Origin of the sequence: Ralstonia sp. Ralssp110 (assembly GCF_047325135.1) — a bacterium.
Lineage (GTDB): Bacteria > Pseudomonadota > Gammaproteobacteria > Burkholderiales > Burkholderiaceae > Ralstonia > Ralstonia mojiangensis.
This window is the reverse complement of record NZ_CP168609.1, coordinates 1055061-1077804: the sequence shown is the minus strand read 5'-3', so window position 1 is coordinate 1077804 and position 22744 is coordinate 1055061. Positions and strand designations below refer to the sequence as shown.

General features: G+C 65.2%; 21 protein-coding genes. 14 read left to right on the top strand and 7 right to left on the bottom strand.

What is annotated here, in order from left to right; all coding sequences use genetic code 11:
- Positions 1–9: 9 nt before the first annotated feature.
- Positions 10–111, bottom strand: coding sequence for a carbohydrate porin (locus ACEN9T_RS05490; protein WP_139219350.1), 102 nt, complete (start codon positions 109–111; stop codon positions 10–12).
- A 339-nt stretch (positions 112–450) separates the two neighbouring features.
- Here ACEN9T_RS05490 and ACEN9T_RS05485 point away from each other — a divergent pair, with 339 nt between their 5' ends.
- Together ACEN9T_RS05485 and cynS are read left to right on the top strand one after the other, a co-directional pair.
- Positions 451–1530, top strand: a complete 1080-nt coding sequence (locus ACEN9T_RS05485) for a porin (RefSeq protein ID WP_045205679.1) — start codon at positions 451–453, stop codon at positions 1528–1530.
- A gap of 137 nt (positions 1531–1667) precedes the next feature.
- Complete coding sequence (gene cynS / locus ACEN9T_RS05480) at positions 1668–2111, top strand: cyanase (RefSeq protein WP_092970885.1); 444 nt, start codon at positions 1668–1670, stop codon at positions 2109–2111.
- Positions 2112–2115: 4 nt separating this feature from the next.
- On the opposite strand, the gene ACEN9T_RS05475 is transcribed toward cynS, so the two are convergent.
- Positions 2116–2955, bottom strand: coding sequence for a FadR/GntR family transcriptional regulator (locus ACEN9T_RS05475; protein ID WP_092970886.1), 840 nt, complete (start codon positions 2953–2955; stop codon positions 2116–2118).
- Positions 2956–3308: 353 nt separating this feature from the next.
- Between ACEN9T_RS05475 and ACEN9T_RS05470 the strand changes: the two genes are divergently transcribed.
- The 7 genes from ACEN9T_RS05470 (at position 3309) to ACEN9T_RS05440 (ending at position 10654) form a co-directional block, all read left to right on the top strand.
- On the top strand, positions 3309–4508 hold the full coding sequence (locus tag ACEN9T_RS05470; RefSeq protein WP_092970887.1) for an ABC transporter substrate-binding protein: 1200 nt from the start codon (positions 3309–3311) through the stop codon (positions 4506–4508).
- A gap of 80 nt (positions 4509–4588) precedes the next feature.
- Positions 4589–5446, top strand: a complete 858-nt coding sequence (locus ACEN9T_RS05465; RefSeq protein ID WP_092970888.1) for a branched-chain amino acid ABC transporter permease — start codon at positions 4589–4591, stop codon at positions 5444–5446.
- Complete coding sequence (locus ACEN9T_RS05460; protein ID WP_413706601.1) at positions 5446–6414, top strand: branched-chain amino acid ABC transporter permease; 969 nt, start codon at positions 5446–5448, stop codon at positions 6412–6414. Before ACEN9T_RS05465 ends, ACEN9T_RS05460 begins: the two co-directional genes overlap by 1 nt.
- Positions 6411–7181 (top strand): ABC transporter ATP-binding protein, encoded by a 771-nt coding sequence (locus ACEN9T_RS05455; protein ID WP_092970890.1) that lies wholly within the window; start codon positions 6411–6413, stop codon positions 7179–7181. Before ACEN9T_RS05460 ends, ACEN9T_RS05455 begins: the two co-directional genes overlap by 4 nt.
- Positions 7178–7891, top strand: a complete 714-nt coding sequence (locus ACEN9T_RS05450; RefSeq protein WP_413705739.1) for an ABC transporter ATP-binding protein — start codon at positions 7178–7180, stop codon at positions 7889–7891. The genes ACEN9T_RS05455 and ACEN9T_RS05450 overlap by 4 nt, the downstream gene beginning before the upstream one ends.
- An 11-nt stretch (positions 7892–7902) precedes the next feature.
- Positions 7903–9156 (top strand): Zn-dependent hydrolase, encoded by a 1254-nt coding sequence (locus tag ACEN9T_RS05445; RefSeq protein WP_413705738.1) that lies wholly within the window; start codon positions 7903–7905, stop codon positions 9154–9156.
- Positions 9157–9175: 19 nt separating this feature from the next.
- Complete coding sequence (locus ACEN9T_RS05440; protein ID WP_413705737.1) at positions 9176–10654, top strand: M81 family metallopeptidase; 1479 nt, start codon at positions 9176–9178, stop codon at positions 10652–10654.
- Positions 10655–10657: 3 nt separating this feature from the next.
- Here ACEN9T_RS05440 and ACEN9T_RS05435 read toward each other — a convergent pair whose 3' ends face one another.
- Entirely contained in the window at positions 10658–11710 is a 1053-nt protein-coding gene (locus ACEN9T_RS05435) for a LacI family DNA-binding transcriptional regulator (protein ID WP_092970894.1), read from the bottom strand.
- 163 nt (positions 11711–11873) lie between these two features.
- Between ACEN9T_RS05435 and ACEN9T_RS05430 the strand changes: the two genes are divergently transcribed.
- The 5 genes from ACEN9T_RS05430 to ACEN9T_RS05410 are packed head-to-tail and all read left to right on the top strand — an operon-like array spanning position 11874 to position 18198.
- Positions 11874–13421, top strand: a complete 1548-nt coding sequence (locus ACEN9T_RS05430; RefSeq protein WP_413705736.1) for a UxaA family hydrolase — start codon at positions 11874–11876, stop codon at positions 13419–13421.
- A 50-nt stretch (positions 13422–13471) separates the two neighbouring features.
- Entirely contained in the window at positions 13472–14809 is a 1338-nt protein-coding gene (locus tag ACEN9T_RS05425) for an MFS transporter (RefSeq protein WP_413705735.1), read from the top strand.
- Complete coding sequence (gene hpaI, locus ACEN9T_RS05420) at positions 14778–15581, top strand: 4-hydroxy-2-oxoheptanedioate aldolase (RefSeq protein WP_413705734.1); 804 nt, start codon at positions 14778–14780, stop codon at positions 15579–15581. Before ACEN9T_RS05425 ends, hpaI begins: the two co-directional genes overlap by 32 nt.
- A gap of 29 nt (positions 15582–15610) precedes the next feature.
- On the top strand, positions 15611–16696 hold the full coding sequence (locus tag ACEN9T_RS05415) for a tartrate dehydrogenase (protein ID WP_413705733.1): 1086 nt from the start codon (positions 15611–15613) through the stop codon (positions 16694–16696).
- 20 nt (positions 16697–16716) lie between these two features.
- Complete coding sequence (locus ACEN9T_RS05410) at positions 16717–18198, top strand: NAD-dependent succinate-semialdehyde dehydrogenase (RefSeq protein ID WP_092971330.1); 1482 nt, start codon at positions 16717–16719, stop codon at positions 18196–18198.
- Here ACEN9T_RS05410 and ACEN9T_RS05405 read toward each other — a convergent pair.
- The 4 genes from ACEN9T_RS05405 to ACEN9T_RS05390 are packed head-to-tail and all read right to left on the bottom strand — an operon-like array spanning position 18195 to position 22667.
- A complete protein-coding gene (locus tag ACEN9T_RS05405) occupies positions 18195–19448 on the bottom strand; it encodes an NAD(P)/FAD-dependent oxidoreductase (protein WP_413705732.1) in 1254 nt (417 codons plus the stop codon). The genes ACEN9T_RS05410 and ACEN9T_RS05405 overlap by 4 nt on opposite strands.
- Before the next feature lie 13 nt (positions 19449–19461).
- Positions 19462–19818, bottom strand: coding sequence for a RidA family protein (locus tag ACEN9T_RS05400; protein ID WP_413705731.1), 357 nt, complete (start codon positions 19816–19818; stop codon positions 19462–19464).
- 21 nt (positions 19819–19839) lie between these two features.
- Positions 19840–21363 (bottom strand): amidase, encoded by a 1524-nt coding sequence (locus tag ACEN9T_RS05395; protein WP_413705730.1) that lies wholly within the window; start codon positions 21361–21363, stop codon positions 19840–19842.
- Positions 21364–21374: 11 nt separating this feature from the next.
- A complete protein-coding gene (locus tag ACEN9T_RS05390) occupies positions 21375–22667 on the bottom strand; it encodes an MFS transporter (protein ID WP_413705729.1) in 1293 nt (430 codons plus the stop codon).
- Positions 22668–22744 lie beyond the last annotated feature (77 nt).

Genomic DNA, 22744 nt, shown 5'->3' with positions numbered 1-22744 from the left:
TGTTGTCGTTCAGAACGCTATGCCGGCTGTCAGCCCGATTACGAACGCGTTCTTGTTCTGGCTGGTGCCGTCCGGATGCAAGATGTACTGCAGATTAGGACGGAAGTACATCGACGGCTCTGTGGCTAGCCGCAGGACGGCTCGCGCACATGGAGGTTCGTCGCCATCACGCGCAAGGGCGTTTTGGCCGGCACCGGCATCCGGTTCACGGGCCGGTTGGGACTGCAGAATGGTCAAAATTGACAGCGCTGTCAATCTCGGGATTTGCCCTAGGTCCGAGCCATCACACGCGATCGTCTCCGGCGCCTTGCAGTGACGTGCCTTGGCTAAAAACTAGGGCAACTCCCTACATTGACAGCGCTGTCAATTCTCCTCATTCTCCTGTCCGGGCCCGCCAAGAGACTCGGCTCGAACGAACAAAGACAACGCCAAATTGAGGAGACGAAAGCTATGCGTATCAAGAACCCATCCCAGCGAATTGCCATCGCGGCCGCTGCAGCCCTGCTGGCAGCCACTAGCGGCCTGGCTGCCGCTCAGAGCAGTGTCACGCTGTATGGCCGCGTCGGCGGCGGCATCGACTACACGAACAAGATTGCGACGGCGAACGGCACCGCCAGCAACCTGCAGTACGGCGGCAACCAGTGGGGGACCAGCATGTGGGGCCTCAAGGGTTCTGAGGATCTGGGTGGCGGGCTGTCTGCTGTGATGAACCTCGAGAACGGCTTCAATTCCGGCTCGGGTTCATCGGATGCGCTGTTCAATCGTTTCGCTGTCGTGGGGCTGTCGAGCACCACATACGGCACGCTGTTGCTCGGCCGGGCCATGGGCATTCCCGATGGCGAGACATGGTCGATTGACCCGATGGGCCTGCAGAATATGGGCGCCGAGACGCTGCAGGCCAACCGTACCTGGGGCTCACGTCAAAAGGCGATCACCTATAACTCGCCGACCTGGGGTGGCTTCTCGTTCCGCGCGCAAGCCGGCCTGAACGGAACGGCGGGGCACTTCAACGCTGGCAGGCAGCTTGCCGGCGCCATGGCCTACCAGAATGGCCCGCTGATGCTTAAGGCCTTCTACGAAGAAATTCGCGACACCAACGGCGAGTTCACCAACCTCTATACCGCTTCCCGCTTGTTCACGGCAGGTGGCACGTATCAGATCGGCGACCTCAAGCTGTTCGGTGGCTACAGCCGTATCCAGTCGGGCGGCGCTACTGTTGCGGACGCGGACAACCCGAGCGGCGCGACCCACCAGCAAACCTACTGGCTGGGGGCCAACTATCAGGTCACCCCGGCTTTGACGCTGATCGGCGGTGCATACAGGGCGAACCGCAACCAGGGCGGCGGAAACGGCACGCTGCTGACGGTGGGCGCCAACTACTACTTCTCGAAGCGCACGTTGCTGTACGGCACCATCGGTACCGTGATGAACGGCAGCAATGCGTCCTTCTCGGTTGAGGCGGGTGGCGGCAAGCCGGCCCCGGGTTCTGGCCAGCAAGGCGTGTACACCGGGATCATGCACTGGTTCTGACGCGCTTCGCGTCGACGTCCGAAGCGCGATGGCGGCATGGCCGTCATTGCGCAACCCTTCAAGGGGCGGCGTTCCCGGGTTGGCATCGACCTTGCTCATGTCGCGTGCTGTTTTCTCACCCAACCCAGGGAGCCGCCATGCAACGCGAAGACGTAACTGATCTGATCGTCCTGCAGAAAATCAAAAAGAAACTGACGTGGACGCAATTGGCCGAGGTCATCGGCCACAGCAAGGAATGGAGCACCGCCGCGTTGCTCGGCCAGATGACGCTGACCGAAGCGCAGGCAAAGGCCATTGGCACAGCGCTGGATCTGCCCGAAGAGGCCATCGCGCTGTTGCAGGTGACGCCGTACAAGGGGTCGCTGCCCACAGCGGTGCCAACGGATCCGCTGATCTATCGCTTCTATGAACTCATCAGCGTGTACGGCACGACCTTCAAGGCGCTGATCCACGAAGAGTTTGGCGACGGCATCATGAGCGCGATCGACTTCAACATGGATCTCACGCGCGAGCCCGATCCCAAGGGCGATCGCGTTCGCATCGTCATGAGCGGGAAGTTTTTGCCCTACAAGACCTACTGAGCCGTCACGCGCTGTGGCCGCTGTCGTCGTGGTCGTCCAGCTGCGGTCGATTGCGGCGCGGCATCTCGGAGTCGAGCACAAGACGGCCGTGCACGCGGCCCTTCATGCGCGTGACGTGATGCGTGCAATCTTCCATGTGCGTGCTCATGAGTTCGCGTACAGTCTCGGCGTCGCGCGCGCGCGCTGCATCCAGAATCTGCCGGTGGAACTTGACGTTGGACGCGCCGAACTTGGCGTGGTCCTTCGGTGAGGTTTCATTGCCGAACACCACAAGCTGCCGAATCATTTCGTTGATCAGCTCGCAGCAGAACCGCAACATCGGGTTGGGATTGGCCGCAGCCAGAATGTCGTGAAAGCTCAGGTCTTCCTGTCGCTGATCGAGCGGTGCGGCGGCCTTGGCAGAAGCCGGGTCGCACAGATCGATGGTGTGCTCGAGCGCGCGGAAGTCGTCTTCGGTCAGATGCGGCACCGCACCGGCGGCAAGCTCCGGCTCCAGCAGCCGACGCACGGTGTACACGTCTGCAATCCCGATGTCTTTGAAGAACAGATAGTTCTGCATGAGCTGGAACGTGCGGTCCAACGGGACCTCGACGATGGTGCCGCCGCCGGCGGGCCCCGTGCTCACACTCACCAGACCCTGCACCTCCAATGATTTCAGCGCCTCGCGGATGGTGCCTTTGCTCACACCGAAGGTCTCCTGGAGCTTGATCTCCTGCGGGAGCTTGTCGCCGGGCTTGAGGTTGCGCTGCGTGATCAGCCGCTTGAGTTCTTCGGCCACGAGGTCGGCGCGCTTCTGCTTGCGGATGCCGATCGACGCCGTCTTGCCTGGTCCGAGTGTGGCCATGGATGTCCGTTCCTTGTTGCGCGCATTCTAACTTCAGGGGTGTGTCACCCGGCTGTCCGGCGTGGTGCATGCATGCCCTTCGATCGTGCGCACGCACCGCATTCCCGCATCGTCACCCGGCATCTTCATCACGCACACCTTGGCGTAAACACCGACCTCTTCGTCGTTGACGCGGCGTGGACGCGGCTTCTATGATGATTTCGCCTATTTATCATAACAAATATAAGAAACTGGTCTGGTTCTTGCTCGACGCTACCGTCGGCGAAAACCTCGCCGGTCAGGCTAGGAGGAAGCCGCCCCAGGTGGCTCCAGGCGCTTGTTGTGTCCCATACACGAACCCCAAGGAGTGCGCTTTGAATCGTCGAGACTTGCTCAAACTGGCGGCGCTGTCCGCCGTGCCCGCGTCGCTGCTGCAGGCCCGCCTTGCGTTGGCGGCGGATGCCATCGAACTGGGCTGCCCGGTGCCGATGTCTGGTCCGTTTGCTGCCAACGGCAAGTTCGCCGACCTGGGCATGAAGCTGGCCGTGGAGCAATACGGCAAGGTGCTCGGGCGGCCGCTGGCGTACAGCGTGCTCGACACCGAGGGCAAGCCGGCCACCGCTGTGCGCAAGGTGCAGGAACTCGCGCAGCAGAAGAACGCGCGCTACTTCGCGGGCGGCATCCTGTCGTCGGAGTCGCTGGCGATGGGCAAAGAGGCAGAGAAGTTTGGCGGCGTGTTCATCACCACCGCGGGCGCCGATGAAATCACCGGCAAGGACTGCAACCGCGCGACCTTCCGCTGGTCGGTGCCCACGTACGGCGCCATCGAGCGCACCGTGCGCCCGCTGATCGAATCGATGCCCAAAGCCAAGCGCTGGTACACCATCACGCCGCAATACGTCTTTGGCGATGGGCTGTTGTCAGCTGCCAAGAACATCTTCAAGGAAAAGGGCATCGAGCATGTGGGCAACAGCTATCACGCGCTCACCGAGAAGGAATTCAGCGGCTACCTGACCAACGCGATGGCCGCCAAGCCGGACGTGCTGCTGATCCTGAACTTCGGCTCGCAATCTTCCGACACGCTGCGCCAGGCGGTGAGCTTCGGCATGAAGAAGAACACGACGATCCTGGTGGCGTGGGCATCGGGCCTGGAGCAGTTCGAATCGCTGGGCGCCGACCTGTGCGACGGCGTGTACTTCGGTGCGCAGTACTGGCACGACGTCGATACGCCTGCGAACCGCGATCTGGTGAAACGCACGCAGGCCGCGTTCAAATCCAACCCGAACTACAGCCTTGCAGGCTCGTACACCTGCACGAAGATCTTGCTCGACGCGATGGCCAAGGCTGGCAGCGCCGATCCGAAGGCTGTGATCGCCGCGCTGCAGGGCATGAAGTATGACGGCCTGACGGGTCCGGAAGAGATTCGCGCGGCCGACCACCAAGTGCTCAAGAACTACTACCTGCTCAAGGGCAAGCCCAAGAGCCGCATGAAGGACAAGGACGACTTCGCTGAAGTGGTTGCCGTCGGCAAGGCGTTCCTGCCGATTGAACAGACGCAGTGCAAGCTGGCCTGAGGGTCTGATCTGCCTCTCGCCCGGCTTCAGTTGCTGAAGCACGGGCGCCTGTCTTCCTGAGTGCCATTTCGATCAACGCAATGAACGTCTACCTGCTCCAGGTCGTCAACGGCGTGGGGATCGGCATGCTCTACTTCCTGCTGGCGGTAGGGCTGTCGATCATCTTCGGGCTGTTGCGCTTCGTCAATTTCGCCCACGGCGCGTTCTATGCGCTGGGTGCGTATCTCTGCTTTCAGGCCCTGCAGATGGGCATGAATTTCTGGCTGGCGCTTGTGCTCGCGCCCATCGTCATCGGCGCGCTTGCCTGGGTGACGGAGAAGGTGCTGCTGCGCCATGTGTATGCGCAGGCGCACGAGTTCCACATCGTCATCACCGTGGGGCTGGCGCTGGTGGTGCAGGAACTGATCATTGTGGCGTGGGGGCCGCTGGGCGTGGATGTGCCGGCGCCCGATGCGCTGCAGGGCGTTGTGATGTGGGGCGATTTCGTCTATCCGAAGTACCGCCTCTTCGTGATCGGTTTTACCGCCGTGCTGGCGCTCGGGCTGTGGTGGCTGCTGGAAGGCACGCGGCTGGGCAGTGCGGTGCGCGCAGGTAGCGAATCGACCGAGATGGTGTCGCTGCTCGGTATCAACGTGTTCCGCCTGTTCAGTCTGATGTTCGCGCTGGGCGCGGCTACGGCGGCGGTGGCCGGTGTGCTGGCGGCGCCCATTCGTGGCGCGGAGCCCTTCATGGGCGTGGAGGCCCTCGGCGTTGCCTTCGTTGTGGTGGTGGTGGGTGGCATGGGCAGCTTCGCGGGCGCGCTGGTCGGCGGCCTGCTGGTGGGCATCGTGCAGAGCCTGATGAGCACGCTGTGGCCCGAGGGCGCGCGGTTGATGATCTACGTGGCGATGGCAGCCGTGCTGCTGCTGCGCCCGCATGGCCTGCTGGGGAGGGGATGATGCAAGCCGCATTCCATGGACTCTCGCGCTACCGCTTCTGGTGGCTGGCGCTGAGCGTGACGCTGTTGCTGCCGCTGGTGCTGACGTCAGGCACATTGGCCACCGAAGTGCTCGTCTATGCGATGGCCGTCATGGCCTGCAACCTGCTGCTCGGCTACACGGGGCTGCTGTCGTTCGGGCAGGGCATCTTCTTCGGGCTGGGCAGCTATGCCGTGGGCATCGGCCTCACGCAGCTGTCGCTCCCGATGCCTGTGGCGCTTGTTTTGGCCGTTGTGGTCGGTGCGATCGTGGCGGCGGTGGTCGGCTGGTTTGCCATCCGCCAGCGCGGCACCTACTTCGTCATGCTCACGCTGGCCTTCTCTCAGATGTTCTATTTCCTGGCCTACACCACGCCGTCACTCACGGGCGGGGATAACGGCCTGCTCGACATTCCGCGCCCGGCGTTTGCGGGCTCACCCTGGGCGTTCTACGCGTTTGTGGCGGTGCTGTTCCTTGTTGTGTTCTTCCTGGTGCAGCGCGTGACGGAATCGGTATTCGGCCGCACACTCCTGGCGATTCGCGACAACGAAGAACGTGCGCTTGCTGTCGGCTACAACGTGCGCGCGTTCAAGCTGCTGGCGTTCGTCATCTCGGGCGCGGTGACCGGGCTGGCCGGTGCACTGCACGCCATGCTCACGGGCATCGCGCCGCTGGCCAATATCGACTACCACGTCAGCGAGATGATTCTGGTGATGACCGTCATCGGCGGTACGGGCAACGTGTTTGCCTCGGTGCTGGGCGCGGCATTCTATGTGCTGCTTTCGGATTGGCTTTCTACGTTGTGGCCGCGCTGGCTCATGCTGCTCGGCTTCCTGCTGATTGCGGTGAGCTTGTTCATGCAGCGCGGGCTGTTCGGGCTCGGGCAGAAGCTGTGGCAACGCGTGCGTGCAACGCGTAATGCACCGGCGGTGCAGGAGGAACGCGCATGACCACCACGCCCATCCTGCAAGCCACCGGCATCGTCAAGCAGTACGGCAAGTTCACCGCACTGGGCGGCGTCGATCTACGTGTGATGCCCGGCACCGTGCACTCCGTCATCGGCCCGAACGGCGCGGGCAAGACCACGCTGTTCCACATGCTCACGGGCACGCGCATGATCACCAGCGGCACCATCGTCTTCGATGGCCACGACGTGACGCGCGAGGCCGACTTCCAGCGCGTGCAGCGCGGCATTGCGCGTTCGTTCCAGGTGACGAGCCTGTTCCCGAGCTTGTCCGTGCGCGAGAACCTGCGCCTCGCCGCACTCGGTACCACGCCGCGTCGTGCCATGCACGGCTGGCGCCTGCCACAGGGGGATCTGGCGTGCACCGATACGGTCGACCGCGTGCTTGATCGGCTTGAATTGCCGCGCCTGGCCGATACGCCGGCCGCCGCGCTCTCGCATGGCCAGCAACGCCGGCTGGAGGTCGGCATGGCACTGGCCGCCAACCCGCGCGCGATCTTCCTCGACGAACCCACCTCCGGCATGGGCGTAGACGATTTGCCCGCTATGAAGGCGCTCATTCGCGGTTTGGCGCAAGACCATACCGTCGTGCTGATCGAACACAACATGGACATCGTGATGGACATCTCCGACACGATCACCGTCATGCAACAGGGCAAGGTGCTGATGGAAGGCACGCCCGACGCCGTACGAGCGGACCCGCGCGTGCGTGCCGCATATCTCGGCAACATGATCACGGGAGGCAAGAAATGACGACAACGGCGATTCTCGACGTTGCAGACCTCCACGGCTATTACGGCAAGAGCCACGTGCTGCAGGGCGTGGCGCTATCGGTGGGCGAGGGCGAACTGGTGACACTGCTCGGCCGCAATGGCGCGGGCAAGTCGACCACGCTCAAGGCGGTCGCCGGTGTGGTGGCGCCGCGCGGACATGTGCGCTTTCGCGAGAGGGACATTGCCGGCCAGCCGGCGCATCGCATTGCCGCGCAGGGTTTGTGCCTCGTGCCCGAGCATCGCGGCATCTTCAAGCTGCTGACAGTGGAAGAGAACCTGAAGCTCGGCGCGCGGCGCGATTCTCCGTGGCAGCTGGCCGACATCTACCGCATCTTCCCGCGCCTGCACGAGCGGCGGCGCAACGGTGGTGCCAACCTCTCCGGTGGCGAACAGCAGATGCTGGCTATTGGCCGCGCGCTGATGAACCACCCGCGCCTGCTGATGTTGGACGAGCCGGTGGAGGGCCTGGCGCCCGTCATCGTCGAAGAGATCGTCGCGCAGCTGAAGGTCATCAAGCAGGCGGGCGTATCCATCCTGCTCGTCGAACAGAACCTCGAAGTCTGCACGCAGCTCGCCGATCGCCACGTGATCATCGAACAGGGCCGCGTGGTCTACACCGGCACCAACGAAGCCTTCCGCGCCGACGACGCCATCAAGGACCGCTACCTTGGCGTCGGCCTGGCCGCTTAAACGTACGCATCATGACGACCACCCAACTCGATACCACTTTGCGCATCAACGGCGCGCGCCTGTGGGACACGCTCATGCAGCAGGCCAGCATTGGCGCGACGCCCAAAGGTGGCGTGCGCCGCCTCGCACTGACCGATCTCGACCGGCAAGGCCGCGACTTCTTCGTTGCGCAGGCCGAAGCCGCAGGCTGCACCGTGCGTGTGGACGCCATCGGCAACCTCTTCGCGCGCCGGCCGGGGCGCAACAACGCGCTGCCACCCGTCATGACTGGCAGCCACATCGACACGCAGCCCACTGGCGGCAAATTCGACGGCAACTACGGCGTGTTCGCTGGCATCGAAGTCGTGCGCACGCTCAACGACGCGGGTGTTCAAACCGAAGCGCCCATTGAAGTGGCCGTGTGGACCAACGAAGAAGGTTCGCGCTTCGTGCCGGTGATGATGGGCTCCGGTGCGTTCATCGGCGAGTTCGCGCTGGACGCCGTGTTGGCCGCGCAGGACCGCGACGGCGTGGCTGTGGGCGAGGCGCTGCGCAGTATCGGTTACGCCGGCACCGAACCGGTTGGCGGCCGGGCCGTGGGAGCCTACTTCGAAGCGCATATCGAACAAGGGCCGGTGCTGGAGGCGCATGCCACGACGATCGGCGTGGTGACGGGCGCGCTTGGCCAGCGCTGGTACGACGTGGTCTTGACCGGCATGGAGGCGCACGCCGGGCCCACGCCGATGGAGCTGCGCCGCGATGCGTTGCTGCCCGCGGCGGAGCTGGTCGGCATTGCCAACCGCATCGCGCTGGAGCGCCCACCGCATGCGCGCGCCACGGTGGGCTGTCTGAGCGTGCATCCGGATTCGCGCAACGTGATTCCGGGCCAGGTATCGATGACGATCGACTTCCGCGCGGCCGACGACGCGGTGTTGTCCGACATGGATGCGGCACTGCATGAGGCGGTGGCGGAGTTGCGCACACGCAGCGGCATCGACATCGCATTGCGCCAGGTCGTCTACTTCCCGCCGCAGCCGTTCGACGCCGCGCTGGTGAATGCGGTGCGCAGGGGTGCGCGCCAACTCGGATTGTCGGAGATGGACGTGATCAGCGGGGCGGGCCATGACGCGGTCTACCTTGCGCGTGTGGCCCCCACGGCGATGATCTTCGTGCCGTGCAAGGACGGCATCAGCCACAACGAGATCGAAGACGCCCGCCCCGAACATCTGGAGGCCGGCTGCAACGTGCTGCTGCACGCGATGCTGCAGGCCGCCGGCCGCGTTTGACACCATCCCCCGACCGCCCATGCGCATCCTGATCGCTCGCTTCAATCACGAGACGAATACGTTCTCGCCGGTGCCGACGCCGCTGGCATCGTTCCATCCGCACTACGGTGCCGACGCGTACCGCGCCGCCAAGGGCACGCGCACGGCGGCCGGTGCGTTCATCGAACTGGCAGAGGCGGCGGGCGCGGAAATCGTCGTGCCCGTCGTTGCCGGGGCCAACCCCAGCGGACGCGTCGCTGCCGAGGCGTACACCACGTTGTGCGACGCCATCGTCGCGGCTGCGCCGGGGTGCGATGCGCTGCTGCTCGATCTGCATGGCGCGATGGTCGCGGAGAACAGCGACGACGGCGAAGGTGATCTGCTCGAACGCCTGCGCGCGGTCGTGCCCGATGTGCCGATTGCCGTCGCACTGGATCTGCACGGCAATCTCACACAGAAGTTCATCGACCTGGCCGACATCGCAGTCAGCTTCAAGACGTATCCGCACGTCGACATGTACGAAACCGGCGAGCACGCCGGCCGCTTGCTGTTCGACAAGCTGGCCGGCCGTGCGCGCCCCGTGCTCGCGTGGCGCCGCTTGCCGCTGGTCACGCACACGCTGCGCAGCCGCACCGATGAAGGCGCGATGCACCGCGCCCTGGCGTTGGCCAAGCAGGCGGAGAAGGACGGCATGCTGGCCGTGTCGATCCTGGCCGGGTTCGGGCTGGCGGACATTGCTGCGCCGTGCCTTTCCATCGTGGTGGTTGGCAACGGCGACAAGCACGCTGCGGACGCTGCGGCGCAACGCATTGCCGATGCCATCTGGGCCGACCGCGAAGGGTTCGTCTACCGCTCTGAACCGCTGACCGAATCGATCGCGCGCGCGGCCAAGTTGGCAGACGCTCCGGGCAGCGGCCCGGTGCTGCTGCTCGACCACGGCGACAACTGCATGTCCGGCGGCACGTGCGATGACATGCACGTCTTGCACGAAGCGTTGAAGCAAGGCTTGAGCGGCATCGCCGTCGGGCCGGTGTGCGACCCCGAGGCCGTCACCGCAATGATCGAGGCCGGCGTTGGCGCCACCGTCACGCTGCCCGTGGGCGACAAGGTGCCGCTTGCGCAGCTGGGCATCTACCCGGTGCCGCGTGCGCTGACGGGTAAGGTCGTCGCCATCAGCGACGGTGAATACACGATCACGGGGCCGACCTACACCGGGCAGCGCATCCGCATGGGGCGCACGGCGCTGCTGGACATTGGCGCGGCGCAGGTGGTCGTCACCGAGACGCCGCAGGAGCATTGGGACCTCGGCATCTTCACGCACATCGGCGTGGACCCGCATGCCGCGCGCTTCGTGCTGCTGAAGTCGCGCATGTATTGCCGTCCCGTGTTCGTGCCCATCGCAAAAGCCGTGGTGGAGTGCGATGGCGGCGGCGTGACGAGTTCGGACTACGCGCGCTTTCCGTTTGCGAAGGTGCAGCGGCCCGTGTTTCCGCTCGATGCGGAAGCGGCGTCTGCGTGAACGCTACGCGCTGTCGCGCTCAACGAGTGTGAAGCCCACGTCGACCGTGCGGCGTTCTTCATCGCCGTGTTCGATGCGATCGATCAGCAACGTTGCCGCCAGCTTGCCGATGCCCGTGCCGTCGATGCGGATTGTCGTAAGCGCAGGCGTGGTGTCCTTGGCGAACACCTGGTCGCCGTAGCCGACCACGCGGAGTTGCCCGGGCACGGCAACGCCGCGATGTTCCGCTTCCATCAGCACCCCGAGCGCGAGGATGTCGGCGCCGCAGAAGATGGCGTCGGTGTCCGGATGCTGCGCGAGCAATTCGCCCAACGCACGCCGGCCATCGCCCAGGTTGGCGGGGGATTCAGCGGCAATCACGGGAATGTCGATATCCGGGCCGAACGCCTTCACGAAGGCTTGCGCGCGTGCCTGTGCGCGGCGGTCGCTCGGCGTGACGACGGCGGGGTGCTTTGCGCCGCGCTGCTTCAGATAGCGCGCCGCCGCTTGCCCCACCTTCTGGTGTGAGAAGCCCACGAGCATGTCCAGCGGGTTGCGCGTGATGTCCCACGTTTCCACCACCGGCACGCCGGCGGCCAGCAGCTTTTGCCGTACGCTGGCCGAATGCACCACGCCGGTCAGCACGATGCCCGCAGGGCGCCGTCCGACGATGGCATCGAGCAGCGCATCTTCGCGTGATTCGTCATAGCCGCTCTGACCGATCAGCAATTGATAGCCCGCCGCCGCGAGTTCCGTGGTGAGTGCGGCAACCGTTTCCTGGAACACGCTGCCCGCAATCGTGGGGATGAGCGCGACGATCAACCGGCTGCGGTTGGACGCCAGTGATCCGGCCACCAGGTCCGGCGTATAGCCCGTCTGCCGCACCGCTGCGCGCACGCGTTCCAGCGTGTCGCTCGATACCAGCTCCGGCGTGTTCAGCGCGCGTGACACCGTCACCTTGGTCACGCCCACAAGCTTGGCAAGGTCGCTCAATGTGACGCGCCCGGTGTTCTTGCGCGCACGGCGTGCGGCGGCAGGCGCGGTTTCTAAGAGGGACACGGCGGGGGTCTTGGTCACGTGATCGAGAGGCCGATTAGGGAAACACAGGGGAACGAAGGGGCTAGCAATTATCGCAAAACCCGACTACGATTGCGCCAATGTTACCGGTTACATAAACCGGTAACATCAAAACTGGCGATAGACGGCGGCTGCACCAGAAGGCAGCCCGGAGGAGCAAAGGATGTTGCAGGCAACCCCAACGTACGCGGGGCCGCTGATTCAGCTGAACGCGGCAGACAACGTGCTGATTGCGCGCGAAGGGCTGTCGCTGGGGGCGAACCTGTCGATCAACGGCATCGCGGTGCGCCTGCGCGCGCAGGTGCCGGCCGGCCACAAGATCGCCGCGCGGCGGATCGCGCAGGGCCAAGCCATCCGCAAGTACGACACGATCATTGGCCGGGCAGCGCGCGATATCGAAGCGGGCGAGCACGTTCATACGCACAACGTGGAGCTGATCGACTATGCGCGCGACCCGGGTTTCGGCCTGGATGTGCGCCCGGTCGATTACATCCCGGAGGCGCAGCGCGCAACGTTCAATGGCATCGTCCGCCCCGACGGCCGTGTGGCCACGCGCAACTTCATCGGCATCCTCGCGTCGGTCAACTGCTCGTCCACCGTCATCAAGAACATTGCAGCGTGGTTCACGCCGGAGCGCTTGGCGCCGTTTCCCAATGTGGACGGCGTGGTGGCGTTTGCGCAGACGAGCGGTTGCGGGATGTCGTCGCCATCGGAGCATTTCGATGTGCTGCGCCGCACGCTGGCGGGCTATGCGCGGCATCCGAACCTGGCGGGTGTGCTGATCGTCGGCCTGGGCTGCGAGCGGAACCAGGTGGCGGATTTGATGGCGAGCCAAGGGCTGGAAACCGGCAAGCTGATGCACACGCTCGTGATGCAGGACACCGGCGGCACGCGCGCCACCATCGAGGCTGGCATCGCCGCCATCCAGAAGATGCTGCCGGCGGCCAATGACATCGTTCGCCGTCCGGTATCGGCCAGCCATATCAAGATCGGCCTGGAGTGCGGCGGCTCCGATGGTTTCTCGGGCATTACCGCCAACCCGGCGCTCGGTGCGGCAATGGATTTGCTGGTGCGCCACGGCGGCACGGCCATCCTGTCTGAAACGCCGGAGATCCACGGCGTGGAAACCATGCTCACGCGCCGTGCGGTGTCGCCGGAAGTCGGCCAGAAGCTGCTCGATCGGCTCGCGTGGTGGGAGAACTACACGCGCGGCCACAACGGCCAGTTCAACGGTGTGGTTGGCCCCGGCAACCAGCAGGGCGGTCTGGCCAACATCTTCGAAAAATCACTCGGCTCGGCCATGAAGGGCGGCAGCACGCCGCTGCAGGCCGTGTACGAATACGCCGAGCCCATCGACCGCGCCGGCTTCGTCTTCATGGATTCCCCCGGCTACGACCCCGTTGCCGTGACGGGCCAGATTGCCAGCGGCGCCAATCTGATCTGCTTCACCACGGGGCGCGGCTCGATGTTCGGCTCCAAGCCCGCACCGACGATCAAGCTCGCCAGCAACACGCCCATGTTCCGCCGGCTTGAAGAAGACATGGACATCAACTGCGGCCGCATTCTCGACGGCGAACGTTCGGTGGATGAAATGGGCCAGGATATCTTCGAGCACATCCTGCGCACCGCTTCGGGCGAGCGCACCAAGAGTGAGTTGCTTGGTCTTGGCGACCATGAATTCGTGCCCTGGCACATGGGCATCGTGAGTTAGCGCCTCGACTCGAAGGCACGCATCACCTATTACAAAACAGGAGACAAACCATGCAGGACACGTCACAGGGCGGCCCGCGCTCGAAAGTGCGCTGGGTCGTCGCCGGCCTCATGTGGGCGGCGATTGCCATCAACTACATCGACCGTACCGTGCTGTCGGCCGCCGCTCCGCACATCCAGAAAGAATTCCAGCTGAGCACCGTCGAAATGGGCGTCGTCATGTCGGCGTTCTTCTGGTCGTATGCGCTGCTGCAGTTGCCGGCCGGCATTCTGGCCGATCGTTTCGGGCAGAAGAAGGTGCTCGGGTTTGCGGTGCTGTGGTGGTCCGTTGCGACGGCGTTGACGGGCCTGGCAAACGGCTTCAAGTCGCTGGTGGGCTTGCGTGTGGCGTTGGGCATCGGTGAGGCAGGTGCGTACCCCAGCAGCGCGGGCATTACGGGGCGCTGGTTCCCCAAGCAGGAACGCGCCACGGTGGCCGCCATTTTCGATAGCGGCTCCAAGCTGGGTAGCGCTGTCGCCTTGCCGCTCATCGCGTGGCTGCTGGTGATGTTCGATTGGAAGATCACCTTTGCGGTGACGGGCGCGCTCGGCATCGTGTGGGCAGTGGTGTGGTGGGCGGTGTTCAAGGAAACGCCCGAAGCGCACCGGGGCGTGAACGCCGCCGAGCTTGCCCACATCCAACGCGGCCTGCCGCCAGCCCGCAAGGATGAACCCAAGGTGCCCTGGACGAAGCTGCTCACGCACCGGAACATCTGGGCGATGTGCATCGGCTTCTTCATGATCAACTACAACTCGTACTTCTTCATCACGTGGCTGCCGACGTACCTCGTCAAGGAGCGCGGCATGGGCCTGATGGAGATGGGCTTCATGGCGTCGCTGCCGCTGTTCGTGTCGATGTTCGTGGAGGTGTTTGCAGGCTGGGCGTCAGACCGCGTGTATGCATCGGGCAAGCTTTCGCTCACGGCCACGCGCAAGCTCTTCCTGGTGATCGGGCTGGTGATGGCGTCGAGCATCGGGCTCGCGGCGTTTGCACAATCCGAGGTGGTGGCGGTCATCCTGCTGTGCATCGCCAAGTCGGGCACGACCGTGGCGGCGTCGCAGGTGTGGGCGCTGCCGGCGGACGTGGCACCGGGCAACAACGTGTCGATGGTCGCGGGCCTGCAGAACAGCGTGTCGAACATGGGCGGCGTGGTTGGCCCGATCGTCACCGGCGCCATCGTGGGCGCCACGGGCTCGTTCATTCCGGCGCTGGTGTTTTCCGCCGCGCTCATCGGCCTGGCGATCCTGAATTACCTCTTCTTGCTCGGCAAGGTGGAACCCATCAGCTTCGAGCCCACTTCTGAAACACTCCATTCGCATGACCAACGCAATGCAAACGCCCGCGCTTAACCGCCCGAACAGGTTCAAGGCCGCGCTGGCCGCCAGGCAACGCCAGATCGGTTTCTGGCTGGCGATGAGCGATCCGTACCTGGCGGAGGTGAGCGCCACCGCTGGCTTCGACTGGCTGCTGATCGACAGCGAGCACGCCCCGAACGACGTGCGCACGATCCTCGCGCAACTGCAGGCCGTGGCGCCGTACCGCGCCGAGCCCGTCGTGCGCCCGTACAACGGCGATCCGTCGCTCATCAAGCGCCTGCTCGACATTGGCGCGCGCACGCTGCTCGTGCCGATGGTCGACACGGCGGAAGAGGCGCGCGAGCTGGTGCGCGCGGTGCGCTATCCCCCGCACGGCATTCGCGGCGTGGGCAGTGCAGTGGGCCGCGCATCGCGCTGGAGCGCCCGCACCGATTACCTGCAGACTGCCGACGACGAAGCCTGCCTGCTCGTCCAGGCGGAGACCGTTACCGCGCTGCAAAACCTTGAAGCCATCTGCGATGTGGATGGCGTGAACGGCGTGTTTATCGGCCCGGCGGATCTGGCTGCATCGATGGGCCACCGTGGCAATGCAGGCCACCCGGATGTGCAGGCTGCCATCGACAAGGCCGTGCGCACGATTGTTGCGTCGGGCAAGGCCGCCGGCACGTTGACGTCCGATGCGGCGCTGGCACGTCACTATCTGGAGCTGGGCTGCACCTTCGTCGCCACCGGCGTTGATATCCTGATGTTCGCCAACGGCGCTCGCAAGCTCGCCCGTGAGTTCATCGCGCCGCAAGGTGCCTGATTCTTCTTCCTCTTTCTACCGGATCTGACATGACCCGCAAGACCTACCGGATCGCCGTGATCCCCGGCGACGGCATCGGCCGCGAAGTGATGCCCGAAGGCCTGCGCGTGCTCGAAGCCGCCGCGCGCCGCTTCGGCATCAGCCTCGAAACGCAGCACATCGACTGGGCCAGCTGTGACTACTACCAGCAGCACGGCGCGATGATGCCGGATGACTGGAAGCAGCAACTGCAGGGCATGGACGCCATCCTGTTCGGCGCGGTCGGCTGGCCGGCCACGGTGCCCGATCACGTCTCGCTGTGGGGCTCGCTGCTCAAGTTCCGCCGCGAGTTTGATCAATACATCAACCTGCGCCCGGTGCGTTTGTTCGAAGGCGTGCCGTGCCCGCTCGCCAATCGCAAGCCCGGCGACATTGATTACTACGTCGTGCGCGAGAACACCGAGGGCGAATACACGTCGCTCGGCGGCATCATGTACGAAGGCACCGACCGCGAGATCGTCATCCAGGAATCGGTCTACTCGCGCAAGGGCGCTGAGCGGCTGCTCAAGTTCGCCTTCGACCTCGCACAAAGCCGTGAGCGAAAACACGTGACGCTTGCCACCAAGAGCAACGGCATCGCCATCAGCATGCCGTGGTGGGACAAGCGCGCTGAGGAAGTCGCGCAAAACTATCCCGACGTCACGCTCGACAAGCAGCACATCGACATCCTGACCGCGCGCTTCGTGCTGCAGCCGGGCCGTTTCGATGTGGTGGCCGCCACCAACCTGTTCGGCGACATCCTGTCCGATCTTGGCCCCGCGACGACGGGCACGATTGGCCTGGCGCCTTCCGCCAACCTGAACCCGGATCGCACCTTCCCTTCGCTGTTCGAGCCGGTGCACGGCTCGGCGCCGGACATCTACGGCAAGAACATCGCCAACCCGATTGCGATGATCTGGTCGGGTGCGCTGATGCTCGATTTTCTGACGCAGGGGCAGGGTGCCGGACGCGCCGCGCACGACGCCATTGTCGCGGCCATCGAGACCGTGTTGAAGGAAGGCCCCCGCACGCCAGACCTGGGCGGCACCGCCAACACCACGCAGGTGGGCGAGGCGATTGCCGCGCACCTCGGTTGAACGGCTTGAAGGACTCGACGATGGCTTTCAGCTTCGACCAACTCCGCCAGGCGGGGCTCGTGCGCACCGACAACCTGATCGACGGCCAGTGGGTTGCCGGCACCGACGGCGCGCGCTTTGCCGTGACGGACCCCGCCACCGGCAGCCTCATCGCCAACGTGCCCGACAGCAGCGCCGCTGATGCGCGCGCCGCCACCGACGCGGCCGCGCGCGCCTTTCCCGCGTGGCGCGACACGCTGCCGGCCGAGCGCGCGGCCGTCCTGCGCCGCTGGCACGCGGCCATCGTTGCCAATGCCGATGCGCTGGGGCGGCTGATTTCGCTGGAGCAGGGCAAGCCGTTTGCCGAAGGGCGCGGCGAGGTCATGTACGGCGCCTCGTACGTCGCGTGGTTTGCCGATGAGGCCACGCGCATCTACGGCGATCTGATCCCGCAACAGCAGCGCGGCAAGCGCATGAGCGCCGTCAAGGAGCCCGTGGGCATCGTGGCTGCCATCACACCGTGGAATTTCCCGCTGGCGATGATTGCGCGCAAGATCGCGCCGGCCCTGGCAGCGGGCTGCACCGTGGTCGCTAAGCCGGCGGAAGACACGCCGCTCACGGCGCTGGCACTGGCGCAGCTCGCGCAGGAAGCAGGGCTGCCCCCCGGCGTGCTGAACATGATTTCCGCCTCGCGTGATCGGGGTATCGAGGCCGTAGCCGATTGGCTGCACGACAGCCGCGTGCGCAAGATCACCTTCACGGGCTCGACGCCGGTAGGCAAGTATCTGGCGCGCGAGTCGGCGGGCACGCTGAAGAAGCTGTCGCTGGAGCTGGGCGGCAACGCGCCGTTCATCGTGTTTGACGACGCGGACCTCGATGCGGCCATCACGGGTTTGCTGGCGGCCAAGTTCCGCAACGGCGGCCAGACGTGCGTGTGCCCGAATCGCGTCTATGTGCAGGCCGGCGTGTATGAGCGCTTTGGCGCCATGCTGGCCGAGCGGGTTTCCGCGCTGAAAGTCGCACCCGCCACCGATCCGGATGCGCAGATCGGCCCGATGATCAACGCTCGCGCCGTCGACAAGATCGAACGCCACGTGCAGGACGCCGTCGCCAACGGTGCGCGCGTGCTGGCCGGTGGCAAGCGCTTGCCGGAAGTTGGCGAACACTTCTATGCGCCCACCGTGCTGGCCGACGCCAACAGCGGCATGGCCCTGTGCGGCGAAGAAACGTTCGGCCCCGTTGCGCCGCTGTTCCGTTTTGTCGATGAAGCCGAAGCCGTGCTGGCCGCCAACGACACGCCGTTCGGCCTCGCGTCGTACTTCTACACGCAGGACATCCGCCGCATCGAGCGGGTATCACGCGCGCTGGAAGCGGGCATTGTCGGCATCAACGAAGGCGCGCTTGCCAGCGAGGCGGCGCCCTTTGGCGGCGTGAAGGAGTCGGGCTACGGCCGTGAGGGCTCCAAGTACGGGCTCGACGACTATCTGTCGATCAAGTACCTGTGCCAGGGCGGGTTGAACTAGCGCGCTGAATCCCAGAAGCGTTGTGCACGGAACGGGCGAACATCCACGGTGGGTGTCTCGCCCGCCATCATTTCCGCAATTAATCGCCCAGTAATCGGCCCCAGCGTCAGGCCGTGGTGTGCATGGCCGAACGCGAACCACAGGCTTGGATGGTGGGGCGCCGGCCCGATGATCGGCAGCATGTCGGGCGTGCAGGGGCGAGCGCCCATCCACGGTTCCGCATCCACCCGTTCTGCCAGTGGAAAGAGCTTGCGGGCGACGGGCTCGACGGCGTTGAGTTGCACGGGCGTCTTGGGTGCATCGCGGTGCGCGAGTTCCGCGCCGGTGGTCAGGCGGATGCCCCGCGCCATTGGCGCCAGCACATACCCGCCGTCGGCATCAAGCACGGGATGGTTCAACTGCGCACCTTGCGCAGGCGCGTAGTGCATGTGGTATCCGCGCTTGACGGCCAGCGGCAGGCTGTAGCCCAGGCGTGAGGTGATGACGTCCGCCCAGGGGCCCATGGCGATGACGACGTTGTCGGCGCGCAGCTCGCCTACTTTGGTTTGCAGCAGCCACGGTGCGTTGGGCGTGAGCGTGTTGGCATCAGCCTCAAACAGGCGGCCGCCGAGTTGCTCGAAATACTTTGCGTAGGCCGTGACCAGCGCGTTTGGGTCGCTCACGGAATCCGCTTCCGTGTAGCGCAGGCCGCCCAGCAGCGATGTGTCCAGATGCGGTTCAACGCTGCGCAGGCGCGCCGGGTCGAGCGCTTCAAAGGCGACGCCGTATTCGCGCTGCCAGCGCTCGACGTTGCGCGTTTCCTTGTCCTGCGTGGCCGCATTGCGGAAGACCTTGATCCAGCCACTGGGGCGGATCAGATGCGTGGCGCCGGCGGCTTCGGCCAGCGCGCGGTGCTCGCTCACGCTATGCGCGATCAGCGGTGCATACGCACGTGCAATCGCTGCGTGCCGCGTGGGGTGCGAGTTGCGCCAGTACTGCCACAGAAACGGCAGCAGCCGGGGCAGATCGCCGGGGTGGTAATGCACGTCGGCCGACGTATTGCTCGCATAACGCAACAGCGTCGAGAGGTCGCGCGGGAACGCATACGGATACACACCCTCGCGCTGGATCAGCCCGGCATTGCCGAACGACGTCTCAAAGCCCGGCGCACGGCGGTCCACAAGGGCGACGGCGCGCCCGCGTTGCTGCAGATGCACCGCTACCGATACGCCGACAATGCCGGCGCCCAGCACAAGGGTGTCAAAGCGCATGGCGAGCCGCTCCTTAAGGCTTGGCCAATGCCGTGACGGCGATCTCGACGTCAATGCCCGGGCGCATCAGGCCCGACTGCACGCAGGCGCGCGTAGGCGCGTGGCCGACCGGCACCCAGGCTTCCCAGGCGGCGTTCAGCTCGGCAAAGTGCTTGGCGTCGGTCAGCCAGATGTTGGCGGAAATCAGTCGCGTCTTGTCCACGCCGGCTTCGGCCAGCAGGGCGTCGATGCGCTCGAGGATGTTGTTGGTCTGCTCCGTCACCGACTTGAAGTCGACGTCGGGCACTTGCCCGGCCAGATGCACGATGCCATTGGCGATCACGATCTGGCTCATGCGGGCGTTGGTGTGGAGGCGTTGGATATCGGTCATGTCGAGGAGGTTGTTATAGGTTCAGACGGCCGAGGTGCCCATGCCGCTCGTGGCGGCATCGAACACCGGCGGTGCGGTGACGATGGATTGGAGTGCCCGCGTCGGCTGCGTGAGCTTGGCGAGGTCCGGCCGCGGCCGCCGCAGCGTAGCAGACGCGTCGAAAGCCTGCTCGAGCGCATGCGCCACGGCAAGCGTCTTGCGGTCGCCGTGGAACGGCCCGACGATCTGCAGGCCGAACGGCATGCCAGCGTGGTCAACACCGCATGGCAATGAGATCGCCGGGTGCGTGGTCAGCGTGACGACGTACGTCAGCGCCAGCCAGCGGTAATAGTTCTCCTGCGCGCGGCCGTCGACGTGCGTGGCATACAGCTCGCTCCACGGAAACGGCGACACCGGCGTCGTCGGCGACAGGATCACGTCGTACTGGCCGAAGGCCGCCTGGAAGCGCTGGAGGATGCGTGTTTGCTCCGCCTGGGCCCACGCGCAGTCAGCGAGCGTCATGGCGGCGCCCAGCTCGTAGTTGGCGCGCGAGTTCGGCCCGATCGAAGCCGGGTCGCGCGTATAGGCATCGTGCAGGCCGGCCACAAAGCTCTCTGCGCGGATCACGTCAAAGCAGCGATGCACCTCGCCGAGGTCGAACTGCACGGGTTCGCACGATTGGAACATCGGCGCGATGGCGGCAATGCGCTCGCGGAAGACCGTGCGGATGCTGGCATCGACATCGCAGCAGCCGAAGTCTTCCGTCCAGCCGACGCGCAGCGAGGACAGGTCGATGGGCGCGAGCGTGGCAAAGCTCAGTGGATCGACGTGAAAGCTGAGCGGATCGCTTGCCGACAGACCCGCCGTGGCGGCCAGTTGCAGGCAGGCTTCGGCCACGGTGCGCCCCATCGGGCCGACCACCGAAATGGGTGTCCAGCCGAGTTTCTTGCGCGAATTCGGCACCAGCCCCGGCGATGGCCGAAAGCCGACCACACCGCATTTGGAGGCCGGAATGCGCAGCGAGCCGCCGGTGTCGGAGCCGGTGCAGACGGGCAGCATGTCGCACGCCAGCGCGGCTGCCGCGCCGCCGGACGAACCGCCCGCATTCAGCATCGGGTTGAACGGGTTGCCTGTTGCGCCCCACACCGGGTTGCGCGTGTTGGCGCCGGCACCGAACTCCGGCACGTTGGTCTTTGCCACCAGCACGGCGCCCGCAGCGCGCAGGCGCTCGACCAGCAACACATCCTGCATCGGCACATTGCTGCGCGCGGTGGGCGAGCCGTACGTCGTAAGCAGGCCGGCGGTGTCTTCCAGATCCTTCACGCCCAGCGGCAGGCCGTGCAGCAGGCCCAGCGGTTCGCCATTGAGCACGGCGCGCTCTGCGGCTTTTGCGGCTTCGCGTGCTTGCGGAAAGCACGTCGCTGTGACGGCATTCACGGCAGGGTTGATGGCTTCGATGCGGGCGATGCAGGCGTCGAGCAACTCGACGGGCGAGATTTCCTTGGCGCCGATCAGCCGGCGCAGTTCCACTGCAGAACGGCTGACGAGTGTGTCGTTGTGCGACATGAACATTCCCTTTAAAGCGCTTCGCCCGTGCGGTCACGCAGCCAGATCACCGGCACCAGTGACACCAGGCATGCTGCAGCCACATACCAGGCCGGTGCCAGCGGGTTGCCCGTGCGTTCCACCAGCCAGCTCGCGATGAACGGCGAGAACCCGCCGAAGAACGATGCGCTCACCACATACGTGAGTGCAATGCCGGTGGCGCGCACATGCTTGGGAAACAGCTCCGGGATCATCACCAGCACGGGCACGATCTGCGCGGCCACGAACACCGCCAGCAATGCGGATACCGCATACAGTGTCAGCGGCGTTGGATGCGCGCCCAGGAAGGCAAACGCCGGGTACACCGCCAGCAGCATGATGACGCGCGAGGTGACGAGCAAGCGCTTGCGGGTGTAGCGATCTGCCAGGCGCCCCGCAATCGGAGCGGCCACAAACAGGACGAGCGAACTGACCACGCCGGAAGCCACCGCCGCCGTGGGCGACATATGCAGCGTGCGCACCGCGTGGCTCGGCAGGAAGAACGCTGTGATGTACACCGACACCGAGCCGCCTAGCTCCGCAAAGGTGCCGAGAATGGTCAGCTTCAGATGTGTGGTCAGTGCGGCCTTGAGGGCACCCTGCGGTTTGACATGGCCGGGCGCCGCGTCACGGCGGTCGAGCGTTTCTTCCAGTCGGCGGCGGATCAACATACCGGCCGGGGCCGCAAAAATGCCCAGGAGGAACGGCAGCCGCCAGCCCCAGGCGAGTACCGCCTCTTTGGACAGCGTCACGTTGATGAGCGTGGCGACCGCCGCGCCCAGCGCGAGCCCCAATGCGGTTGCGGCAAAGTTCCAGCTCGCAAAGAACGCCCGCGTGCGGTCGCTGGCGTACTCGACCAGCAGCGTGGTGCCGGGCCCGAATTCGCCACCTGCTGCAAAGCCCTGCATCAGGCGCGCGGCCAGCACGATCATCGGCGCGAAGATGCCGGCCGTGGCGTAGGTGGGCGCCGTGGCGATCAGCGCGCACGACAGCGCCATCATCATGATGGTCAGCACCATCGCCTTCTTGCGGCCTGCACGGTCGGCATAGGCACCGATGATGACGCCGCCCAGCGGTCGCACCACAAAGCCCACGCCAAACACCCCGATCGACAGGAGGAACTGGTTCACCGGCGATGCCGATGGAAAGAACAGTTGCCCGATCTGGATGGCGAAGTAGCTGTAGATGGTGAAGTCGTAGAACTCCAGCGCTGTGCCGATGGTGGTAGCGGCAATGACTTGCGTGCGTGACAGCGCGGGGCGGCTGTCGAGGGCGAGTGTCGACACGGGCTGCTCTCCTAGGTTGGAGGCTGGGGAGGGTTTGAGTTATCGTATACGAGAAAAATCAAATTCTCGTATACGAG